Origin of the sequence: Pedobacter gandavensis, assembly GCF_032678465.1 — a bacterium.
In the GTDB taxonomy this organism is placed as follows: Bacteria; Bacteroidota; Bacteroidia; order Sphingobacteriales; family Sphingobacteriaceae; genus Pedobacter; species Pedobacter gandavensis_B.
On record NZ_JAVTSK010000004.1, the window covers coordinates 308,542 to 327,963 of the forward strand.

At 38.1% G+C, this 19,422-nt stretch carries 13 protein-coding genes and 4 tRNA genes; 13 read left to right on the forward strand and 4 right to left on the reverse strand.

Features of this window, described 5'->3' with window-relative positions; all coding sequences use genetic code 11:
• Positions 1–67: 67 nt before the first annotated feature.
• Both R2Q94_RS09950 and R2Q94_RS09955 read right to left on the reverse strand, forming a co-directional pair.
• A complete protein-coding gene (locus tag R2Q94_RS09950) occupies positions 68–253 on the reverse strand; it encodes an Arc family DNA binding domain-containing protein (protein ID WP_316821304.1) in 186 nt (61 codons plus the stop codon).
• 12 nt (positions 254–265) lie between these two features.
• Positions 266–1,123 carry an SPFH domain-containing protein gene (locus R2Q94_RS09955; protein ID WP_316821305.1) on the reverse strand — a complete coding sequence of 286 codons (858 nt, stop codon included), beginning with the start codon at positions 1,121–1,123 and terminating at the stop codon, positions 266–268.
• Between the two features lie 154 nt (positions 1,124–1,277).
• Between R2Q94_RS09955 and R2Q94_RS09960 the strand changes: the two genes are divergently transcribed.
• The 6 genes from R2Q94_RS09960 to R2Q94_RS09985 all read left to right on the forward strand — a co-directional run bounded on the left by R2Q94_RS09960 (position 1,278) and on the right by R2Q94_RS09985 (position 4,687).
• A complete protein-coding gene (locus R2Q94_RS09960) occupies positions 1,278–3,356 on the forward strand; it encodes an HD family phosphohydrolase (RefSeq protein ID WP_410478536.1) in 2,079 nt (692 codons plus the stop codon).
• Positions 3,357–3,447: 91 nt separating this feature from the next.
• Positions 3,448–3,534: transfer RNA gene (locus R2Q94_RS09965), tRNA-Ser, on the forward strand.
• Positions 3,535–3,624: 90 nt separating this feature from the next.
• Positions 3,625–3,698: transfer RNA gene (locus tag R2Q94_RS09970), tRNA-Pro, on the forward strand.
• A gap of 58 nt (positions 3,699–3,756) precedes the next feature.
• Positions 3,757–3,830 (forward strand) — tRNA-Pro (locus R2Q94_RS09975).
• A gap of 58 nt (positions 3,831–3,888) precedes the next feature.
• A tRNA-Pro gene (locus tag R2Q94_RS09980) sits at positions 3,889–3,962 on the forward strand.
• Between the two features lie 173 nt (positions 3,963–4,135).
• Entirely contained in the window at positions 4,136–4,687 is a 552-nt protein-coding gene (locus tag R2Q94_RS09985; RefSeq protein ID WP_316821306.1) for a hypothetical protein, read from the forward strand.
• Positions 4,688–4,799: 112 nt separating this feature from the next.
• On the opposite strand, the gene R2Q94_RS09990 is transcribed toward R2Q94_RS09985, so the two are convergent.
• The gene (locus tag R2Q94_RS09990; RefSeq protein WP_316821307.1) at positions 4,800–4,934 is read right to left on the reverse strand and encodes a hypothetical protein; all 135 of its coding nucleotides are present in this window, start codon (positions 4,932–4,934) and stop codon (positions 4,800–4,802) included.
• 704 nt (positions 4,935–5,638) lie between these two features.
• Here R2Q94_RS09990 and R2Q94_RS09995 point away from each other — a divergent pair.
• From R2Q94_RS09995 to R2Q94_RS10020, 6 genes are all read left to right on the forward strand, one after another.
• Complete coding sequence (locus tag R2Q94_RS09995; protein WP_316821308.1) at positions 5,639–6,832, forward strand: thiol-activated cytolysin family protein; 1,194 nt, start codon at positions 5,639–5,641, stop codon at positions 6,830–6,832.
• 1 nt (position 6,833) lies between these two features.
• Positions 6,834–7,988 carry a thiol-activated cytolysin family protein gene (locus tag R2Q94_RS10000; protein WP_316821309.1) on the forward strand — a complete coding sequence of 385 codons (1,155 nt, stop codon included), beginning with the start codon at positions 6,834–6,836 and terminating at the stop codon, positions 7,986–7,988.
• Positions 7,989–7,999: 11 nt separating this feature from the next.
• Positions 8,000–9,679: a S41 family peptidase gene (locus R2Q94_RS10005; RefSeq protein WP_316821310.1), complete on the forward strand. Its 1,680-nt coding sequence runs from the start codon at positions 8,000–8,002 to the stop codon at positions 9,677–9,679.
• Positions 9,663–10,865, forward strand: coding sequence for a thiol-activated cytolysin family protein (locus R2Q94_RS10010; protein ID WP_316821311.1), 1,203 nt, complete (start codon positions 9,663–9,665; stop codon positions 10,863–10,865). The genes R2Q94_RS10005 and R2Q94_RS10010 overlap by 17 nt, the downstream gene beginning before the upstream one ends.
• A gap of 115 nt (positions 10,866–10,980) precedes the next feature.
• Positions 10,981–12,714 carry a thiol-activated cytolysin family protein gene (locus tag R2Q94_RS10015; RefSeq protein ID WP_316821312.1) on the forward strand — a complete coding sequence of 578 codons (1,734 nt, stop codon included), beginning with the start codon at positions 10,981–10,983 and terminating at the stop codon, positions 12,712–12,714.
• A gap of 216 nt (positions 12,715–12,930) precedes the next feature.
• Complete coding sequence (locus R2Q94_RS10020; RefSeq protein ID WP_316821313.1) at positions 12,931–16,134, forward strand: TonB-dependent receptor; 3,204 nt, start codon at positions 12,931–12,933, stop codon at positions 16,132–16,134.
• Between the two features lie 301 nt (positions 16,135–16,435).
• Here R2Q94_RS10020 and R2Q94_RS10025 read toward each other — a convergent pair whose 3' ends face one another.
• A complete protein-coding gene (locus R2Q94_RS10025; RefSeq protein WP_316821314.1) occupies positions 16,436–16,798 on the reverse strand; it encodes a DUF1801 domain-containing protein in 363 nt (120 codons plus the stop codon).
• Between the two features lie 348 nt (positions 16,799–17,146).
• On the opposite strand from R2Q94_RS10025, the gene R2Q94_RS10030 reads away from it, so the two are divergent.
• The gene (locus R2Q94_RS10030; RefSeq protein ID WP_316821315.1) at positions 17,147–19,036 is read left to right on the forward strand and encodes a DUF3472 domain-containing protein; all 1,890 of its coding nucleotides are present in this window, start codon (positions 17,147–17,149) and stop codon (positions 19,034–19,036) included.
• The last annotated feature ends 386 nt before the right edge of the window (positions 19,037–19,422 follow it).

A 19,422-nucleotide genomic window follows, 5' to 3' on the forward strand; every position in this document is an offset into this window, starting at 1 on the left:
TTTTATTATTTTGGTTGAAAGCAAAGTTAAGTAATTAGTAGTATCTGCTGGTTAAAGTCTATCGTTTTTAACGATGTTCATCTGTATCATTTTTGTTTATCCGTCGTTTTCTTTTCGATTTCACAGCTTCATTCAACAGGTATTCTATTTGCCCGTTTATACTTCTGAATTCATCCGAAGCCCAGTTTTCAATTTCTTTGAGCAGGGCAGGATTGATTCTTAAAGCAAAAGCTTTTTTATCTTTCTCAGACATGTTTTCTGCAGGTTAATTATATAAGGTGCCTGTATTTACGACAGGCTGTACGTTCCTGTCACCGCAAAGAACAACTAAAAGGTTGCTCACCATTGAAGCTTTGCGTTCTTCGTCTAACTCTACTATCTTCTTCTCTGATAAGCGTTCTAAAGCCATTTCTACCATGCTAACTGCACCTTCTACAATAAGTTTTCGGGCGGCAATTACCGCAGTAGCCTGCTGACGTTGAAGCATGGCGCTGGCAATTTCCTGTGCATAAGCCAAATGGGAAATTCTCGCTTCAATCACTTCAATACCTGCTCTTGATAAACGTTCGCTTAATTCTGCTTCTAATAATGAACTCACTTTTTCGGCACCATCTTTTAAAGTAATGGTGGCCTCTTCATCTTCAAAGTTGTCGTAAGGAAAGATATTGGCCAGATGCCTCACTGCCGCTTCGCTTTGGATAGTTACATATTGCAGGTAATCTTCAACGGCAAACATCGCCTTTGCAGTTTCCTGAATTTGCCATACCACTACCGCCGCAATTTCAATTGGGTTTCCCAGTTTGTCATTTACTTTAATTTGATGACCATTTAGATTTCTTGCTTTCAGGGATACTTTCTGTTTAATGGTTAATGGATTAACCCAGAAAAAACCATCGGTCTTCACTGTGCCTACATACTTCCCGAAAAGGGTCAGTACTTTGGATTCGTTTGGATTGTTGATGATCAATCCTGGTAAAACAAGTAGGAAGTTTAGGCCAAGCACGAATGCGCCAATGCCAAACTGTTTTGTGGCCAATGCATAAATTCCGCCGCCTAGGAGCGCTAGGAATAATACAAATGTAAGATAGCCAGATGGGGGAGTAATGATTTTTTCCTGATACATAATGATGTTAATTTGATATCATTAAGTAACGGATTATCTTTCATATTTACAAGTTAAATCTTTGTAAATGCGATCCTTCCTTAGGATAAGCTGACTCAAAAGCCGATATGAGGAAAAATTGTATTATTTTTGAATCAAATCAATTTATACCATTTTGGCAAAAATCAAGAAGAATTCCCACAGGGTGCTTTACCGCAAGTATTCATCAAATATCAAATATGTGATGATGGTGCTTTCCGTATTGATCATAACGGTGTTTTTACCTAAGCAACCCAGGTTTAGGTATGAGTTTGAAAAAGGGGAAATCTGGAAAAATAAGGATCTGGTTTCTCCCTTCAGCTTTGCCATCTTAAAAACGATGCCTCAGGTCGCAACGGATAAAAAAGATGCTTTAAGTAATGTTTTGCCCATCTATAAGATGAATACAGAGTTGATTCATAGTGTAGAAGAAGCCTATACGAATGAGTTTGATGTGAAATGGAAGACCAATGCTTTTCCTGAAGAAGAGAAAGCGGCTTATAAAGCGGCTTCTATTAAGCTGCTGGAATCCATTTACAACAGAGGCATCATTGCCATGAATGTGAAACACCAAAAGGGGAACAAATATTATGATTTTGCACTCCTCACCAATAACATCAGTAAGAACCTAAGTACGCAGGATGTGTTTACTGTGCCTTCTGCTCTGGAGTACTTTGAAAAGAACTTTACTTCAGTGAATCTCAAGATTAAAGAAATGATTGTGGGCTTGGTGGAAGATCATTTACAACCTAATATTCTTTTTGATGAAAAGCTGACCAGTATCGTTCAGGAAAATACGGTAAATAGTCTTTCTACAACGCGGGGGATGGTGCAAAAAGGAGAATTGATCATTGCAAAAGACAATGTAGTGGATGATGAAATTTATCAAAAACTACTCTCTTTTAAAGAAGCGTATGAAGCACAAACGAAAACCATTGGAGATAGCAAACTGGTTTACCTCGGACAAATATTACTCGTAGGTTTTATTGTGAGCTTGCTGATGTTCTTCCTGAAGTTATTTAGGAAGGATATTTTTGCAGATAACCGCCAATTGTCATTATTGCTATTGGTGATCACGACCATGTTGCTTTGTTTAACCTGGGCCATTAAATTGAATTTGCCGAGCATCTATTATATACCTTTCTGTATTGTTCCGATTATCATCCGAATTTTGTTTGATACACGTCTGGCACTTTATTTACATTTATTAGTGATCCTGATTGCCGGTTTCTTTGTGCCGAATAGTTTTGAATTTGTTTTCTATCAGATCACCTCAGGAATGGTCGCTATATATAGTATTAGAAACCTGATCAAAAGAGAACAGTTATTGTTGTCCGCTTTATTTATCCTCTCCGCTTACTTTGTATCCTTTCTTGGCATCGGTTTGTTAAGGGAAGGATCTTTCAGCGAGATCGAATGGCTTAATTTTGTGCCTTTCATTATTAGCGTACTATTGTCCTTATTGGCCTATCCGCTCATCTATGCTTTTGAAAGGTTGTTTGGCATCACTTCAGATGTCGCATTAATTGAATTGACGAATACCAATAATAAATTATTGAGGGAGCTGGCCTTCAAAGCTCCTGGTACCTTCCAGCATTCTTTACAGGTGGCCAACCTTGCAGAAGCTGCGATCTTTAAGATAGGAGGGAATTCCTTATTGGTAAGAGCCGGTGCGCTATACCATGATATCGGTAAAATTGAGAATCCGCAGTACTTTATAGAGAATCAAAATACGGCGCTTAGTCCACATGATAAGTTGCCTTATGAGCAAAGTGCCCAGATCATCATTAAACATGTTCATAAAGGAATAGAAATCACCCGCAGGCATCAATTACCGGAAAGTGTGATCGATTTTATCCGAACCCACCATGGAAATACACGGGTAGATTATTTTTATCAGTCCTTTTTGAAGAACTCTCCGGAGAAATTTGTGGACGAAAACATCTTTCGTTACCCTGGTCCAATCCCTTTTTCTAAGGAAACTGGCGTGTTAATGCTGGCAGATTCGGTCGAAGCAGCCTCAAGAAGTCTCAAAAATCCGGACGCGCAAAGCATAAATGACCTGGTCGAAAGGATCATTAACTATAAATTAGAACAAAATCAATTAGATAATTGCGATATTACTTTAAAAGATTTAGAAACTATAAAGTTGATATTCAAGACGATGCTGATGAGCATCTATCATGTGCGTATAGATTACCTACAAAATGTTTAATTTTTTTTTGGAACTATCAATCATCTTCCTATATTTGCAATCCCGAAAAACAGCAACGGTTTTTGTTTAAAGCGGGAAAGTTAATTGAAAAGGAGAGGTGCCTGAGTGGCCGAAAGGAACAGTTTGCTAAACTGTCGTACTGGCAACGGTACCGCGGGTTCGAATCCCGCCCTCTCCGCTGAGTTAAAGATCACGAAAAATTGGTTTTACCAATAATTAAATCGTGTCTTTGCAGCCCTCCGAAAGAGGGAGAAAGATGATACCAGTTCGGGGTGTAGCGTAGCCCGGTATCGCGCCTGCTTTGGGAGCAGGAGGTCGTAGGTTCGAATCCTGCCACCCCGACACAAACTACTTGGAAAAGAAGTTTTATAATGACCAATAAAAAAGATTGATACCAGTTCGGGGTGTAGCGTAGCCCGGTATCGCGCCTGCTTTGGGAGCAGGAGGTCGTAGGTTCGAATCCTGCCACCCCGACACAAACTACTTGGAAAAGAAGTTTTATAATGACCAGTAAAAAAGATTGATACCAGTTCGGGGTGTAGCGTAGCCCGGTATCGCGCCTGCTTTGGGAGCAGGAGGTCGTAGGTTCGAATCCTGCCACCCCGACACAACAAGAAAAGCCTTTAGATCATAAGATTTAAAGGCTTTTTTGCTTTATTAACCTCTTACTTAAATGTGCAAAAATCTTATTATTAGTTAGCTTATTAGGTGTTTTTCTTAATTGCTATGCTCAGGAAAACACCAAGAAATTCAAGCTGATTGTACCTAAACAAAAAATATTGCAAAGCAATTATAACAGTATCAGTTTTGTAGATTCCAGATCTGATACTTCTTTAATGGGGATGGGTTTTGTACAAACAGGGATGTTCAATGAAAAGACTGCAGTTGTTGCTGAACCTTCACTTTCTACTCAGTTGAGCGATGCACTTGTTGCTTTAACAGATCACAATGCGGTCAAAAAAGAATTACTATTTCAATTGAGAGAGTTGCACTTTTCTGAATTAACTAAAACCACAAGCGAGAGAGGTACCTTTTCCTTTAGGGCTTCGCTGTATGCTGTTGAAAATAATAATTATAGCTACATTGCCAGTATCGATACCACTTATACTCTGAAATCCGGTATTGATGTGACCAATCCTTTGTTAAAGAAGGCAGGTAGTGTTATCATCGATTTTGTATCTACTAATCTCTCCGTTAAGCCTTCAGATTCCTTACTATACTCGATGTCTGATATCGTCAAAATAGATAGTCTGGAGAAGCGAAATTTAAAGCTTTATAGTATTTCAGAATTTGTACCGGGCTTATATGTCAACTATCAATCTTTTGTTTAGCAATATCCTGATGCTCAGATAACTGTAAAAGAGGAGGATGGGCGTATCCATGAAGTTTATTCTGTAGGTTCAGGTGATAAACAACAAAAGGTCAAATTAAAAGATGTTTATGCTATTGTTCATAATCGAAAGCCTTATATAGCAACTGAGTACGGCTATTATCTCTTAGAGAAAAGAAATGATAATTTCTTCTATGCCGGTAAGTTAAAGTACCGTCCAGCGGCGCAAATGTCTTGGCAGTAAGCATGTTTGGTGTTTTAGGTGCTTTTTTAGCTGGTGATGCCAATTCGGTATACCAAATGAAAATCGATCATGTGAATGGTGATTTTATACCTGTTAAACTTATAGAAAAGTAATTTAAATTGTGATATAGTTGGCTCAGCATCTTTCCCAACACAAATTAAAAGCCCTTATATTTTGCGATTAAGGGCTTTTTTAGTAGTTTATAAACCTGAGTAATATCCTTTAGGCAAGACCTCTGTCAAATAATAGGTATTGGGAAGAAGAGGATTTCCTATGCTATCATATAAGTATCAATTGGATAGAATCCATAAAATCTGCTTGGAAAAATAAACTGATCATAATTTATTCCATTTCTCTAAGAGTTCCTCTTGATCTATTGTTTGGTCATAAACCCATTATTAGTACTGTTTAATGTAACAAAATAATAATGATTTAATAATTTAAATAAAAAAAGTCATCATATTTTTAATATTATAATTTTTATATATAAGTTTAGAAAATAATACCAAAAATATCAATTATTGAAATTAAATTATCTATTATAAATACATACTCTTTATTACGCATGTTAAGTTAATAATGGTGTTTGTTTTTATTAAAATAAATTAATTAATTTCTTTTGTTGAGAATCTGATGGTGTTTAGATGGAGTCTTTTCAAAATTCCATTACAACAAATAAAAATTCATCCAAAACCAAAAATGAACACTATGAAAAAGAATTACGTGTTACTAACCGTAGTTGCCTTAACAGGCTTAACCGTTTTACACTCGTGTAAAAAAGAGAAAACAGCAACTGAAATATCAAAAGAAGACTATGTAAGTCCAAAAGGCTATGTCTCACAGTTCAAAGGAATGAAAAGACTTCCTAATGAGACCATAAAGATCAATGTGTCAGATCCGGCGACACTAAAAAACTTGGCTAGTCTACATAAGAAAAATACGCTGGAGGTGGAAAGCCAAACTGGAAACACATTGTTCATGCGTTCTACAGAGATTCCGGCAATTAATAATAACGTCAGACAGGTCATCTATTTAGGTGCGATTGTTAAAGCTACAGATCTTGGCGATATTACAAAGATTGTTCCCGTCCTAACCACCACTGCAGAACGAAATCCAATTACGATATATGCAGATTTTCCAACTGACAGTATTTCAAGAGTTATTAAAAGCCCTAGTCCTAACTCAGACAAATCTTACATCCGCGCAGCCCTGAAAGCTGGGAGTGGTAAGCAACTATCGTCCTTCCGTTTTCAAATGGAAAGTTTTAAAAAGAATGAAGAGTTGAAGTTAGCCTTCCGTGCAAACGTAAATATTGGTGGCCTTTTAAATATAACTGCCTTAGATTCCTCTAAATTTAGTCAGAAGAAAACGAGTGTTAGAGTTGAATTTACGCAAGAGAATTTTGCAGTAAATATTGAACCGCCTATTGAACAACCATTTCTTAAAGATCCTATAAATACAACCAAATTTGGCAATACTGACCCACTGATTGTTAGTTCCATTGTTTATGGAAGAAAAGGAATTATGACCATTGAGTCTGATTCTTCTTATTCAAGTGTAACTCAAATGCTCAATATCGTTTTGAAAGCGCCAATATCTAAGCTGGTTGAAGCGGCGGATAAAGTTGCCGGAAATGACACTTCTTCTTTAGGAGTTACCCTTGGTATGACAAAGGAGCAAATAAAGACACTTCAAACTTCAGTTATGAAAGTTTATATCATCGGTGTTAACGGAGACCAGATATTTAAAGTGGTCCAAGGACTTACAGGATTCACCGATATATTAGCAGGCGGTGGAATATTCTCACCAGAATCTCCTGGCGTTCCATTGTACTATACCCTGAATTACCTGAGTGATTTTTCGCCTTATTGGAACAAGTTCCAGGTAACCGTTACAAACTAACATGAAGAAGTTTATTTATTGCCTGGCAATCTCGCTAAGTGTCCTTAATTTCTCCTGTCAGAAAGACAAGTATACATCCCCTTCCTTAGATCAGGAAGGGGATCAAAAAAGCAATCTTTTAGCTACTAAGTTTAAAGATCTGAAGGTTGAACTTGTTGATCCTATTGTAATCATGGGTGGAAGGAGCATGGAGGAACTTTTAAATGCCAGAAAGCAAAATGGAGCTACGCTAATCGGAGAGTATTCCTCCTCAGAAGGATTAGTGCGGGAATTTGAATCTACTGAAATGATAGTTACCCCTGATAATGAGACTTATATTTATCCAGGCTCTATTATCAAAAGTGCTTCCATACCGAGTGATGATTTTGCGCCATTAATTGGCTATAAAAAGTTACCCATCGATGTTTCTACTACTTTCATTTCAGATAAATCATTTGGTCGGATATTATCCCCCTCGCTTTCACAAACCAGAGTATTTCTAAGAGATGCCTTGATGGATCCCTCTTTTTCAGGGAATCAACTGGAAGAATTCAGTACAGAATCCTACCTTATTAACTCCTACAAAGAAACTAAGGTTGCTTTTGGATACAATATAAATGAGAAAAGGTTGTTTTCTTCAACGAATACCTCGATGAATTCATCCAGCTCTAAGATAACCAGTAAAACAGGTCTGATACTCACTTATCTGGTGAAAAACTTTACCCTGAGTACCCCTAATCCACAGGTTGGTGAAATGGTAGACTATGTAAATACTCCTGCAAGTGTTTTTCAGGGAAGCTCACCAGTTTATGTCAATTCGGTCACCTATGGTCGTTTTGGTTTTTTAATGGTTGAATCGGAATCAGATAGCGCTGTTGTACATACTACCTGGAAGAAAGTCGTGAAAAAATTATTTCGAAAATCAACTGAAACTTTTAGCTCCGATGAGCTGAAAGTATTTAATTCATGTAAGGTCACCGTTTATCTGCTGGGAAGTTCATTAGGTACGGTCACTGATCTGATTATCAACCCTGGTAGCTATGAGGCCTTAGCAGGATTCTTTTCCGATAATCTTGGGATATTTACGGCATCTGATCCTGGTGTCCCTATTCAGTTCAGTGCAAAATATCTGACAAACAACATGCCATACAAGTCTACTTTCAGAATTGTAAAATAGCAATTACCTCAGTGAAAATTATCAAAGATAACAAAGAAGATCATCTGAAACTAAGAACCAATTATATGGCTAAACCTAGCCTTATAATTGGTCTGGTTCTTTTTACACTCAACTTTTCAGCCTGCAAAAAATCTCAGGTTCCAGAGAACGATAACAATCCCATTACAGAAAGAAAAGACCAAATTAACAGTAATCTGGACTCCATATTTCAGTATGCTCAGCAGATCTATTTATGGAATGAACAATTGCCTTCAAAAACAACCTTTAATCCCTCCAGATTTTTTAATGCCGGAGCCAATAATGAGATCGCAATTTATAAAGATGAAATCATGGCAATCAGCAAATTCGCCATTAACCCTTTTAATAACAATCCATTTGAATATAATGCCTTGAATTTAACGAAGCCAAAATACTCTTCCATCATTGAAATCAATGCGAGCCCTTCAACAGATATCAACATTAATACGTCGGATAATGACTATGGGATCGCATTTGTAGGTACAGCAAATAATGAGGTCAGGTTATTGTATGTTGATGCTAATTCATCGGCAGGTCTTTTAAAGCTCCATAGAGGGCTGAAGGTGATTGCGGTTAACGGCAAGACTGCAAAAGCAACACCTGATTATTATAGTTTTATTTCAGCTGCGTTAAAGGAGCAGAGCATGACGATAACCATTGAGGAACTGGCCAATGGGCAGCCGAATTCTAAAACGGTACAGTTGAGTAAAAGACCTTACCGTAAGAATCCCGTCTTAGCCTACAAAATCATTAAGGAAGGACTGAAAAAGATTGGTTATATCGCCTACAACAGCTTTACCTATGAAGAAGACTCCAGGAAATATTTAGATCCCATCTTCAGTATGTTCTCCACAGCAGGCATTTCGGAATTGGTGGTTGATTTACGCTATAATGGAGGTGGTTATCAAAGTACGGCAATATATCTGGCGAATAAGATAGCCCCTGCCTCAACCAATGGAAAGCTTATGTTTACCGAATTTTATAATAAAATGATGCAGGACGGTAAAGCAGATTTGCTAAAAAATCAACCTTTGCTGGATGGTGGCGACCAGCCAATTTATATTGATGGCAGGATCGCCACATTAATGGATCTTGATTATAGTCCTGCAGGGAACAGCTTTCTTTTTGAACAACAGTTGGGTCCTTCAATTGAAGTCAAAAAAGTCAGCTTTATTGTGAGTAATAAAACCGCCTCTTCCAGTGAACTCCTGATCAATGTTTTAAAACCTTATATGGAGCTGAAAATTATCGGTGTATCAACTGATGGAGCCACAAATGTTAAAACTTATGGGAAACCTGTAGGCTTTTTTGACATCAGGATTGATCGGTATAAAATGTACTTGGCCATGTATCAGGACAAGAATGCCCATGGTGAGGGCGACTTCTTTGACGGCCTCCCTGCAGATCTTTCTACCGAAGACGAAGTTAGTGTTGATTTCGGCGAAAAGAATGATCCTGCTATTTCTGCCATTTTAGGGATCTCAAATACATTAGCCTCAAGAAAGGAAAACTCTCTCGCTACATCGAGTCAGCTTCGATCCGGAAGTCCCTCTTTCAACAGATTAACGCCAAAAACTTATCTGTTACCCGAGCCAAGTGTTAGCGGTATGATCAAAACAGCTAAACAGTTTAAATTAAAAACAAAAAACATAACAGATGAACGTCAGCAATAAAAATAGCTATAAACTACCAGTCGTTATCGCTGGTTTAATGTTGATCACGACATTAAATTCCTGTACAAAGGACCATTCTTTGAATACTGCTGTGCAGGAGGAATCAAAAGGTCCCGAAGGATATATTTCACAGTTTAAAGGAGCCAAAAGAGCAGCAAACCCTTTTATAGAAGTGACAGTATCTGATGCTAAAGTTCTGAATAACCTGCTGCAAAGTAGGAAACAAAATACAGTAGAAATATTAAAAGATAGCGTATGGACAGGAGGAAAAACACTTTTTCTGAGGTCAACAGATATTCCTGCAATTAATCCAGAGATTAGAAAATCCATCTATTTAGGAGCGATTATCAAAGGAGAAGAGATTACTGATGTATCCGCCATTAAACCGTTACTACTACCCTCATCGGAGCGTAATCCAATTACAATGTATGCGACTTTTATTACAGACAGTACTTCAAGAGAAGTAGCCAAACCAAGTCCTGAAGCAGACAGATCTTACCTTCGGGATGCATTAAAGGCTGGAAGTGGTAAGCAATTGTCTGCATTCCGCTTTAATATGGAGTCATTCTCAAGAACCAATGAATTGAGGTTATCTTTTGGTGCCAATGTAAATATTGGTGGAATTTTAGGAATAACGACTACGGAGAATTCCGTGTTTAGTACGAAAAAAACCAGCGTAAGAGTCGAATTCACGCAAGAAAATTATTCCATTAACATTGAACCCCCTCTTGGTTTGCCTTTTATAAAAAATATGACGGATAAAACCAAATTTGGGCTTCTTGATCCTATGATCGTTTCCTCGATTACCTATGGAAGAAAAGGCATCATGACCTTTGAATCTGATTCAAACTATGAAGATGTCGTAAAAACACTTAATATTATACTGAAGCTCCCTATTCCTAAACTGGTGTCAGAAGGTGGTAAGCCGCTGATCTCAGCGGAAATTGGCTTATCAAAGGAACAAATGAGCCTGCTTGAGAATTCGATTATGAAAGTGTATGTCATAGGTGTTAATGGCAAAGACGTATTTAAAATTGTCAAAGGCCTGGAAGGATTTATGGAAATCCTTGCTACCGGTCAGGAATTTTCCCCGGAAACACCCGGAGTGCCACTCTTCTACACTTTAAATTATGTCAGTGATTTTAGTAACTACTGGAATAACTTTAAAGTGAATATTGCGAATTAGGGAAAAGACTAAACTAAGACTTTTGGAGAATAGCCAAAAATACAACAACAATATCGCGTTTAAACTCAAAACATATATTTTAATATAAATGAATACCCCTATTAAAAATAAAAATATGAAGAAAGCAGGATTCTTAATTCTACTTTTTTTGACCATCATTACCGCCTGTCGTAAATCCGAAATTATGACTGCCTCCGCCAACAATGGAAAAGATTGGATGAAGGACCTCAAGGAATTGAAGATACCATCCTTTACAGTTAAAGATGAATATAAGGATTTCAGCAGACTGGCCGACGCATTATCCAGAAGAAAATTAAATGCAGATGGAGGGGTGCCAAACCCTAATACTTCGATGGGATCCTTTCCCACAGACAATTGGACGATATCAGATGGACCAAATGATTTAACATCTCGTGCCATGGAACAATTTCAATCAAATGTATTTGTGATCTCTCCCGAGATGGGTTTGAGTATATACCCTGGTGCAATTCTGGATGCAAAGAGTATAACTGCAGAGAATTTTGCCCCTAGACCTCTGGTAGGGATTGAGGCCTATATGCGTCCGGCAAGTATGTCGACCAGCTTGCCTGTAGGATCTGGAAAAGTTACCAAAACTACCATTCTGAAACCATCCAGCAGTAGAGCGTTTGTTAATGCTGCGCTAAAAGACCTTTCGCAACTTAGCCCAGGGAAAATAGCTCCTGCAAGGTTTCAGGCTGAAATGAGTTCTTTTAATACTTATGATAAACTCAAAACATTATACGGCTATAACAAAAAATTAGATCTATGGGCATTTGATAAAAACACTATAAAAGATGTTGATTTGCAAGTTATTAGAAAAAAGTCTGGTGTCATTATTAAATTTTTTATGGAGAATTTTTCTATAGATGTAGATGTGCCTGACGATCAGCAATTGTTTGACAGCACAGGGATGGATAAATCACTCTTTATGGGAACGAGTCCAATGTATGTAAGTAGTGTGACTTATGGTAGAATGGGCATCATGACTATAGAATCTGAATCTGATGTCATTGTTTTACAAAGTGCCATCCAAAAAAAGTTCAACATATTAAAAGGTGTTGTTGGTGGGGGGAATATCCTGACCCAGCAAGAAACAGAGGCAATGGATGCGTCCATTATCAGATATGCACTCACAGGGCCGCAAGGAAGCTCAGCGCCCATCACCATTTCGGGGATAGCCGCTTTTGAACAAATACTTAGTGAAAACTCCAGCTTTACTGCAGAGACACCTGGAGTTCCAATTAGTTTTAGATTAAGACAATTGTCGAGCCACACAAATGTTCCGGCTCTTTTCGAAATCAATTATGGTGAATATCTTAAACCTTATGCCAGAATTGAATACAGAGATGTAAAAGCTGAATATAAAGGTAAACAGGGTGTACATTCGAATGTCACCAATTGGAGAGCAAATATTTTTATCGCCTGTTATCCGACAAAAGAATGTATACCTGAACAACGAGCCAAACCATTAAACTTCATTAATTTTGATTACACCAGGAGAGAAACTGGAAAAAATAACTTTGATGCCAATGGAAATATTACACCAGGAACTTATAATGTAATCACCTCAGATGTGTTGAATAAAGAACGCATACGTAATACCAAAGGAAGCGATATACTGCTCTTTACATACTCTAATGGTACACCTCCAAGTTTTCCTAATACTACAGTGCAATACGCTCAACAGCGAGATGGGCTGTACGGAAAAAATGACGATTTTCTGTTTTTAATATATTCTGGTTACACTTTATTATCTGGAAAGGGCTATAATGCTTTGCCAACACTGAAACCCGTAGATGATATATTGTACGAAGGTGCACAATATTAAAATGGCTTCATTTCCAATAAGCAGATTGTACTGAAAAAAAGGTTGCATCATTCAAAAAGATGATGCAACCTTTTTTATGCCCTCAGTCTTTATAAATTGAAATTACAGTTTACCTGGAAGAAATTGTAATGATTTCATAACCATTTATTGTTTTAAAATCAAAGTTCAATTAATACGCTAGCAACATCTTCGTACCATAAAAATCTTAAATATATTATGGTAAGAAAACTACTATTTGCAGTATTATCTATGTGTTTTTGTGTTCAAAATCCTCTTTTTGCACAGACTACGCAGGCCTCTATTTTTGGTACAGTTACGGATCAACAGAAGAAGCCAATTCCAGGCGCGTCCATTCAGGTCAAGAATACCTCTACAGGTTTCAGCAGCAGAACCTCTACTAATGCTAAAGGAGAATATACTTTTCAGGAGCTTCCTTTGGGTGGCCCATATTCAATTACAGCTACCTTTATGGGCTATGCAGAACAAACCCGAACACTTGCAGCACTGAACTTTGGCGATGCAGCAAGAGTTTCTATAGTGATGAATGAGGCCTCACAAGATTTAAAGGGTGTGGAAGTAGTCGCTTCAGGCTTGAAAAATAAGGTGCAGAATTTTGGGGCATCGACAGAAATATCTGCCAAAACAATGAACCAATTGCCTGTAAATGGTCGTAACTTTTCTAATTTAATGGACCTTTCTCCTTTAAGTCGAGGGAACGGAATTGCCGGACAGCTAGCTTCCTCTACTAATTTTACCATTGATGGAATGAGTGCTAAAAATCCAACCTCATCGGGAAGTACAACCAGCCGTAGTGGTGCACCTTACTCTATCTCTATGGAAGCTGTTCGAGAATTTAAGGTAGTAACCAATCAGTATGACGTCACCTTAGGCAGAGCCGGGGGTGGTACGGTTACAGCGGTAACCAAATCTGGTACAAATACGGTTTCTGGTAGCGCATTCATGTATGGAAGAGCAGACTGGTTATCGAGCCCTTATGATATTAGAGGTGTTAAGCGCAAAAACGACTTCTCTACTTATCAATATGGCTTTACTTTAGGCGGACCAATTATAAAGGATAAGCTGCATTATTTTGTAGGATTGGATCACCAGAAAGATTCTCGTCCATTAATTATTGCGGACATTAACGGCCCTGCAGATGAAGCGAGATTTAAAATTACCAATGCTACATTATCAAACTTTTTAGATATCGCACGCTCGAAATATGGCGTTGCAAATACACCTCAGTATGGTACATTCGACAGAACGCGTGGTTCAGATGCCGCATTTGCCCGTATCGACTGGCAAATCAACGAGAAAAACCTGTTAACCATTCGTGACAACTATACAAACGACAGAAATCCACTGGGTTTGGCGGATAATACGGCCATCAACTTCTTCGAGAGTTATGGTAATGATAAAAATGTAGACAACAGTTTATTGGCCACTTTACGTTCCAATGTCAACAGCAAACTGACCAATGAATTGAAAGTTCAGCATCTTTATACTTATCAGGCAAGTACACAAAACGATGAGCTTGGTTTTTCCATTCCAAGGGCGGTAGTCGGTAATATCCCTTCAAAATTGTCGGATGGTACAAGCGCAAGTACTGCCATACAAATTGGTGGCCACCGCTTTGGACAAGAGGGTTTTACCAACAATGTTTTCCAGTTGGTAGATAATTTATACTATAATACAGATAAGATTAAATACACATTCGGTGTGGATTTAATGTACACCAATGCAAAATCACTTTATGGAAGTGAAGTAAACGGAAGATTTGAATATACCAATAATGATGCTGGTTCCTCACTAGAGAACTTCAGTAATTTGCTTCCAAACAGATATTACCGTGAAGTACCTTTAGTTGCAGATCCAACAGTTAAAGCAGGGATTTGGAATACGGCTGCCTATGGACAGATGCAAACCAAATTAGCCCGCGGACTAGATTTTATTGGCGGTTTGCGCTTAGACTATAGTTCTTATCCTACCTCAGCACTGAACCAAACATTGCTGGAAGAAGTAGGAGTAAGAACCGATCATAAGCTGAAACAATTCTTAATTCAGCCAAGAATCCAATTCAATTGGGATATCAACGAAAACAGAACCGACTTTCTTCGTTTCGGGGCAGGTATATTCGGATCTGATGTAAACAATTATGTCACCATTAATAATTTAACCTTTGATGGTACACATTTAGCAACGGTAGATGTAATCAATACTAATGTTCCAAAACCAGATTTTATCGGATATAGAAATGGTACTGCCACAGCGCCAACCTTAGCGTCATTACAATTGCCAACAATCAATACTTATGGTGCAGATGCAAAAATTCCGGTAGTATATAAAGCCAACTTATCCTACAGTAAATTGATCAGCGACAGGTTAAAAGTTGGAATTACTGGTTATGCAACTCTAGGTCGACACAACTATATGTACGTAGACAGAAATATGGTTGCTAAACCATTCTTTACCTTACCTAATGAAGATAATCGTGGTGTGTTTGTGCCAGAAATGCCAAGCAATGGTTCTCCAGACTGGAAACAAGGTCGTATCAGTAATAAATTTGGTCGTGTATTAGAACTAAATAGCGATGGTAAAGTAAACCAGTTCGCAGTGGTTCTTGATGCCACATGGAGATACTTCAGAGATGGTGAAATCTCTGCAAGTTATACCTGGAATGATGCAAAAGACAATACTTCTTACAATGGTAACGTAGCAAACTCTGCCACATTATCATTGCCTGTAAAAGATGACCCGAGAGATTTAAGTCACATGACTTATTCTGATGGTCAATTCAGAAGTAAAGTGGTGATTTATGGTACACTTCCTACGTTCTATGGAGTAACTGTTGGTGTTCGTTATTCAGGAATTGGTGGTACACGTTACAGTCTTTTATCTGGTGTGAACAACAATGGCGACTTTGTACCTAGCAACGATTTGGCTTATGTTTTTGATAGAAATAACCAAGCTGTTCCTCAAAATGTTCGCGATGGTTTACAAGCGATACTGGACAATCCTCTCGCCAGCCAAAGCTTAAAAGATTATATCCTGGAATATTCAGGTAAAATTGCAAAGCGTAATGGCGGTGTAAATGAATTCTTTGGTGTGGTAGATGTTAGGGTAAGCAAAAAGTTTAAAATTTATAAAACACATGCTATTGATGTTTCCTGTGATATCTTCAACTTTGCCAACTTACTGAAGAAAACATGGGGTGTAAATGAATCTTTGGGTAATCAGTCATTGTATGCTCTAAACGGACGTGCAGAGGTAAAGGCAACTCCTACAACACCTGCTATCCCTGCAGTTCCAAACTACGATTCAGTAACAAAATCATTCAATTACAAAGTGAATAATTCCGGTATCGTGAATCCTTCAGGTAATCCATACCAATTTCAAATTGGTTTGAGATACGGATTTTAACAAAACTCAAAAGCTGGACAAAATTAGAAATGAATATTTAATTGAAGCACCCGATACATTCGGGCGCTTCAATTTTTGATTAGCCATTAATAATACATTTTATGATCAATGAATCTATAAATGTTCTGCCGATAATGCCATAAAAATCAGTTTATCTGCCTAAGTTTATAGCCAGCTTCCTATGGAATTTATTACTATACCAAAGACTAATGGATCTAGGATTTTGGAGAATATGAATACACTAGGACAGTTCCAATGCCAGTCGAAATTTTAAAGATCTTATGACTGTCTGATAATCCGACTAATTAATGATTCCATGCCTGTAAAGGTCCAATGCTTTTTGTAAAATCCCTTCAATTGTTTTTTTTGGCAGGTCCTGGTTTGGATTAACCCTGAAAATTTTCATTCTGGCGCGGTCACCTGTTTCTAATTTAGGATGATCCAGGTGTTTGCCCTCTACCATTAGTAGGTAGGGTTCATCTGTTTTTTTATCAGTCCATAAATAACAAACCATTTTCTTTTTATAGCAGAAACATGGCATTCCATACTTCCGTGTTTCGGTAATGTTCCGGTCTTGTTCAAGAATAATGCTTCTTAAAGCAAGTAAACAGCTTTTATTCGGCTCTTTTTGATCCAGATAGTAGTTTTGAAGTTCTTCTAACATGAGTTTCTATTTTAATTGCCCCGCAAGTTCTATCAGTTAAATCGGCCTCCTTTACAATTGGGTTGTGATTTTCACCTTCTTGAAATCTTAATACAGTCAATTTACCATATTAAATCAGGTTAAAAAAAATTGATAGGAGCTTACCTTCATTAAGGACGATTAAATGAATTGAAATGGTAATGTAAAGTTGGATTTAACTGTTAGTCAATCGTTTGCGCAGTGTTATTTCGAAGCGCATGTAACTTTGTGAATAAATTAGTTATACGAGAGTGGAATTAGTGTGGGGATGGCGTCAACTGAATGAATTTTTTATTTATATCATTTTAATCAAACCTAAAATCCTAACCAATGAACAAAAAAAATTACGTCTCTAACTTTATGGCTGCGCTATTGATTGTGGCCTGTGGAATCTCATTTTCATCCTGTACCAAGGCAACCCTGCCTCCAGATGATAAATCTGTACCTTCAGTTCGTAAATTAGCAGTCAGCACTGTGACCGCAGATGCAATGACATTCGTTATTCCTGCAAACAAGGCTTATGCAGAACCATTTGAGCAAAATGATAATGCTGTAGGAGTGGCTATCCCAATAGGCTATCCGGAAGACTTTGGAGTAGTCTCCAATTGGACTAACCAATCCCGTAGTGTGGTATATTATCTTTACCAAACTGCCGGTGAATATGATTTTTCCATTGAAAACACCGTTTCAAACGGCGTTAATTTGAATTATGAGGTCAAGATAACACCATGCTATACCGGTCTGGCAGTAACACCAAGCACCCAATCGGTTACTTTTAATGGAACCGGAACAGTGAACCTGAGCACCGCTTTTAAAGTGGTGGCATCAACAACGGGTTACTATCGTTACGAGTTGAAACCACTGTCTAATCCCAATAATTCCATCACCATTCACAATTTAATATTTAAAGCTTTACAGGCAAATTCAAAAGTAAACCAAACCAATTATCAAAGCTCTCCATCAGTGCATCTTAGCTTTAGCTCAACTGCGAGTACGCTGAAGTCCTATAACTGGCTGTATCAAGAAGTGGTAGTGCCAGCAGGTAAGGATCCATTATATACTTTCTATATGTCAATAGGTTTCTATAGGGGCTACCTGGGAATCCAGACCAACTCGCCCACAGAGCGAAGGGTATTGTTTTCAGTATGGGATAGCGCAGACGCGCAAAATGATCCGAATCATACTGCCGCCGACAATGTCAGCCTACTTGCTAAGGGAACGAATGTGACCAGTAATGGATTTGGTGGAGAAGGCACCGGAGGTCAGACTTATATCAATGCAAACTGGCAAACCAATCAGGTGGTTTCTTTCATCATGAATGTCAGACCAGAAAGCACTAATTCTGTGCTGTTGTCTGCCTGGTATAAATTGGAAGGGCAAACTACCTGGAATTATATTGCAACCTGGCGTGCGCCAAAAGATCAGCGATATTTTGACGGATTTTATTCATTTCTGGAGAACTTCGGACCTAAAAACGGGCAGATCCGCAGGGAAGCAGAGTACTTTAACTCCTGGGCGAAGGAAAGTGCTTCGGGTAACTGGGTGAACCTAAATAAGGTTTCCTACAGTAATACGGATGGAGCCGTAGGACAAAGAGTTGATTTTGAGCAAGGGGTATCCCCCTTAAATTCAGCCAGATTTTATATGTCCAGCGGTGGTTATACCCCAACAATTAAAACGGTCTCCAATACATTGCCGCTTTCATCTATAAGTCCTACAGTCAATTTAACTACTTTGTCAGACCGCGTTGATCAGGCACTCGCAGACTATGTCGAATTGACCAATGGTGGGATTTATAAAATAGTTTCAGCAGTCAACAATACCAGTGTTATTGACGTCAATAGCTACACTCCGGCAAATGAAACTCCTGTAACTTTATGGTCGAATAACACACCGACTTCGAACAATCAAAAATTCCTTGCCAGAAAAGTAGGCAGTGCCTATGTATTCAAGTCATTGGCAGACACGACAAAGGTATTGGATGTATATACGGGTTCAAGTGTAGACGGAACTAAGGTACAGGTTTATACTTTACACAATGGAAATTCCCAGAAATGGACAATAGAAAGTGCAGGTGGTGGTTATTTGAATGTAAAATCACTAGTTGGCTCCAACAAATCCCTGGATGTAAATGGTGGCTCTACAGCAAACGGTACAAAAATACAAATCAATACCTCAAACACTTCAAATGCTCAAAAATTCAAATTCATAGCGCAGTAGCACAAAACGTTTAAGTTCAAACAAAACAGCCTGAAGTGCCTTTAGGCTGTTTTGTATAATAGCCCTAATACTGGTATGCTCAGATTTATACAGAAGAATTATCCGATAGAGATTTCCATCCCTTTAGACCTGAATGATCTAAACAATTACTTTATCAAAATCATTGAGCAATTAATCAGGGAAGGAGCTTAACAAAATAAAATGCTTTGGCTAATTTCCTGCAGAAATTGGGCATTGGTTTCCATTTCTTTTAAAACAGGACGCTGCTCTTTAATTTATCTGATCATCAGGTTTATGTTTTCCAGACAAATGCGATAAACAGGATGCTATAGATCTAAGGTGAAAATAAAAAAGGCCCTCTGAATTTGAATCCAGAGGGCCTGAGT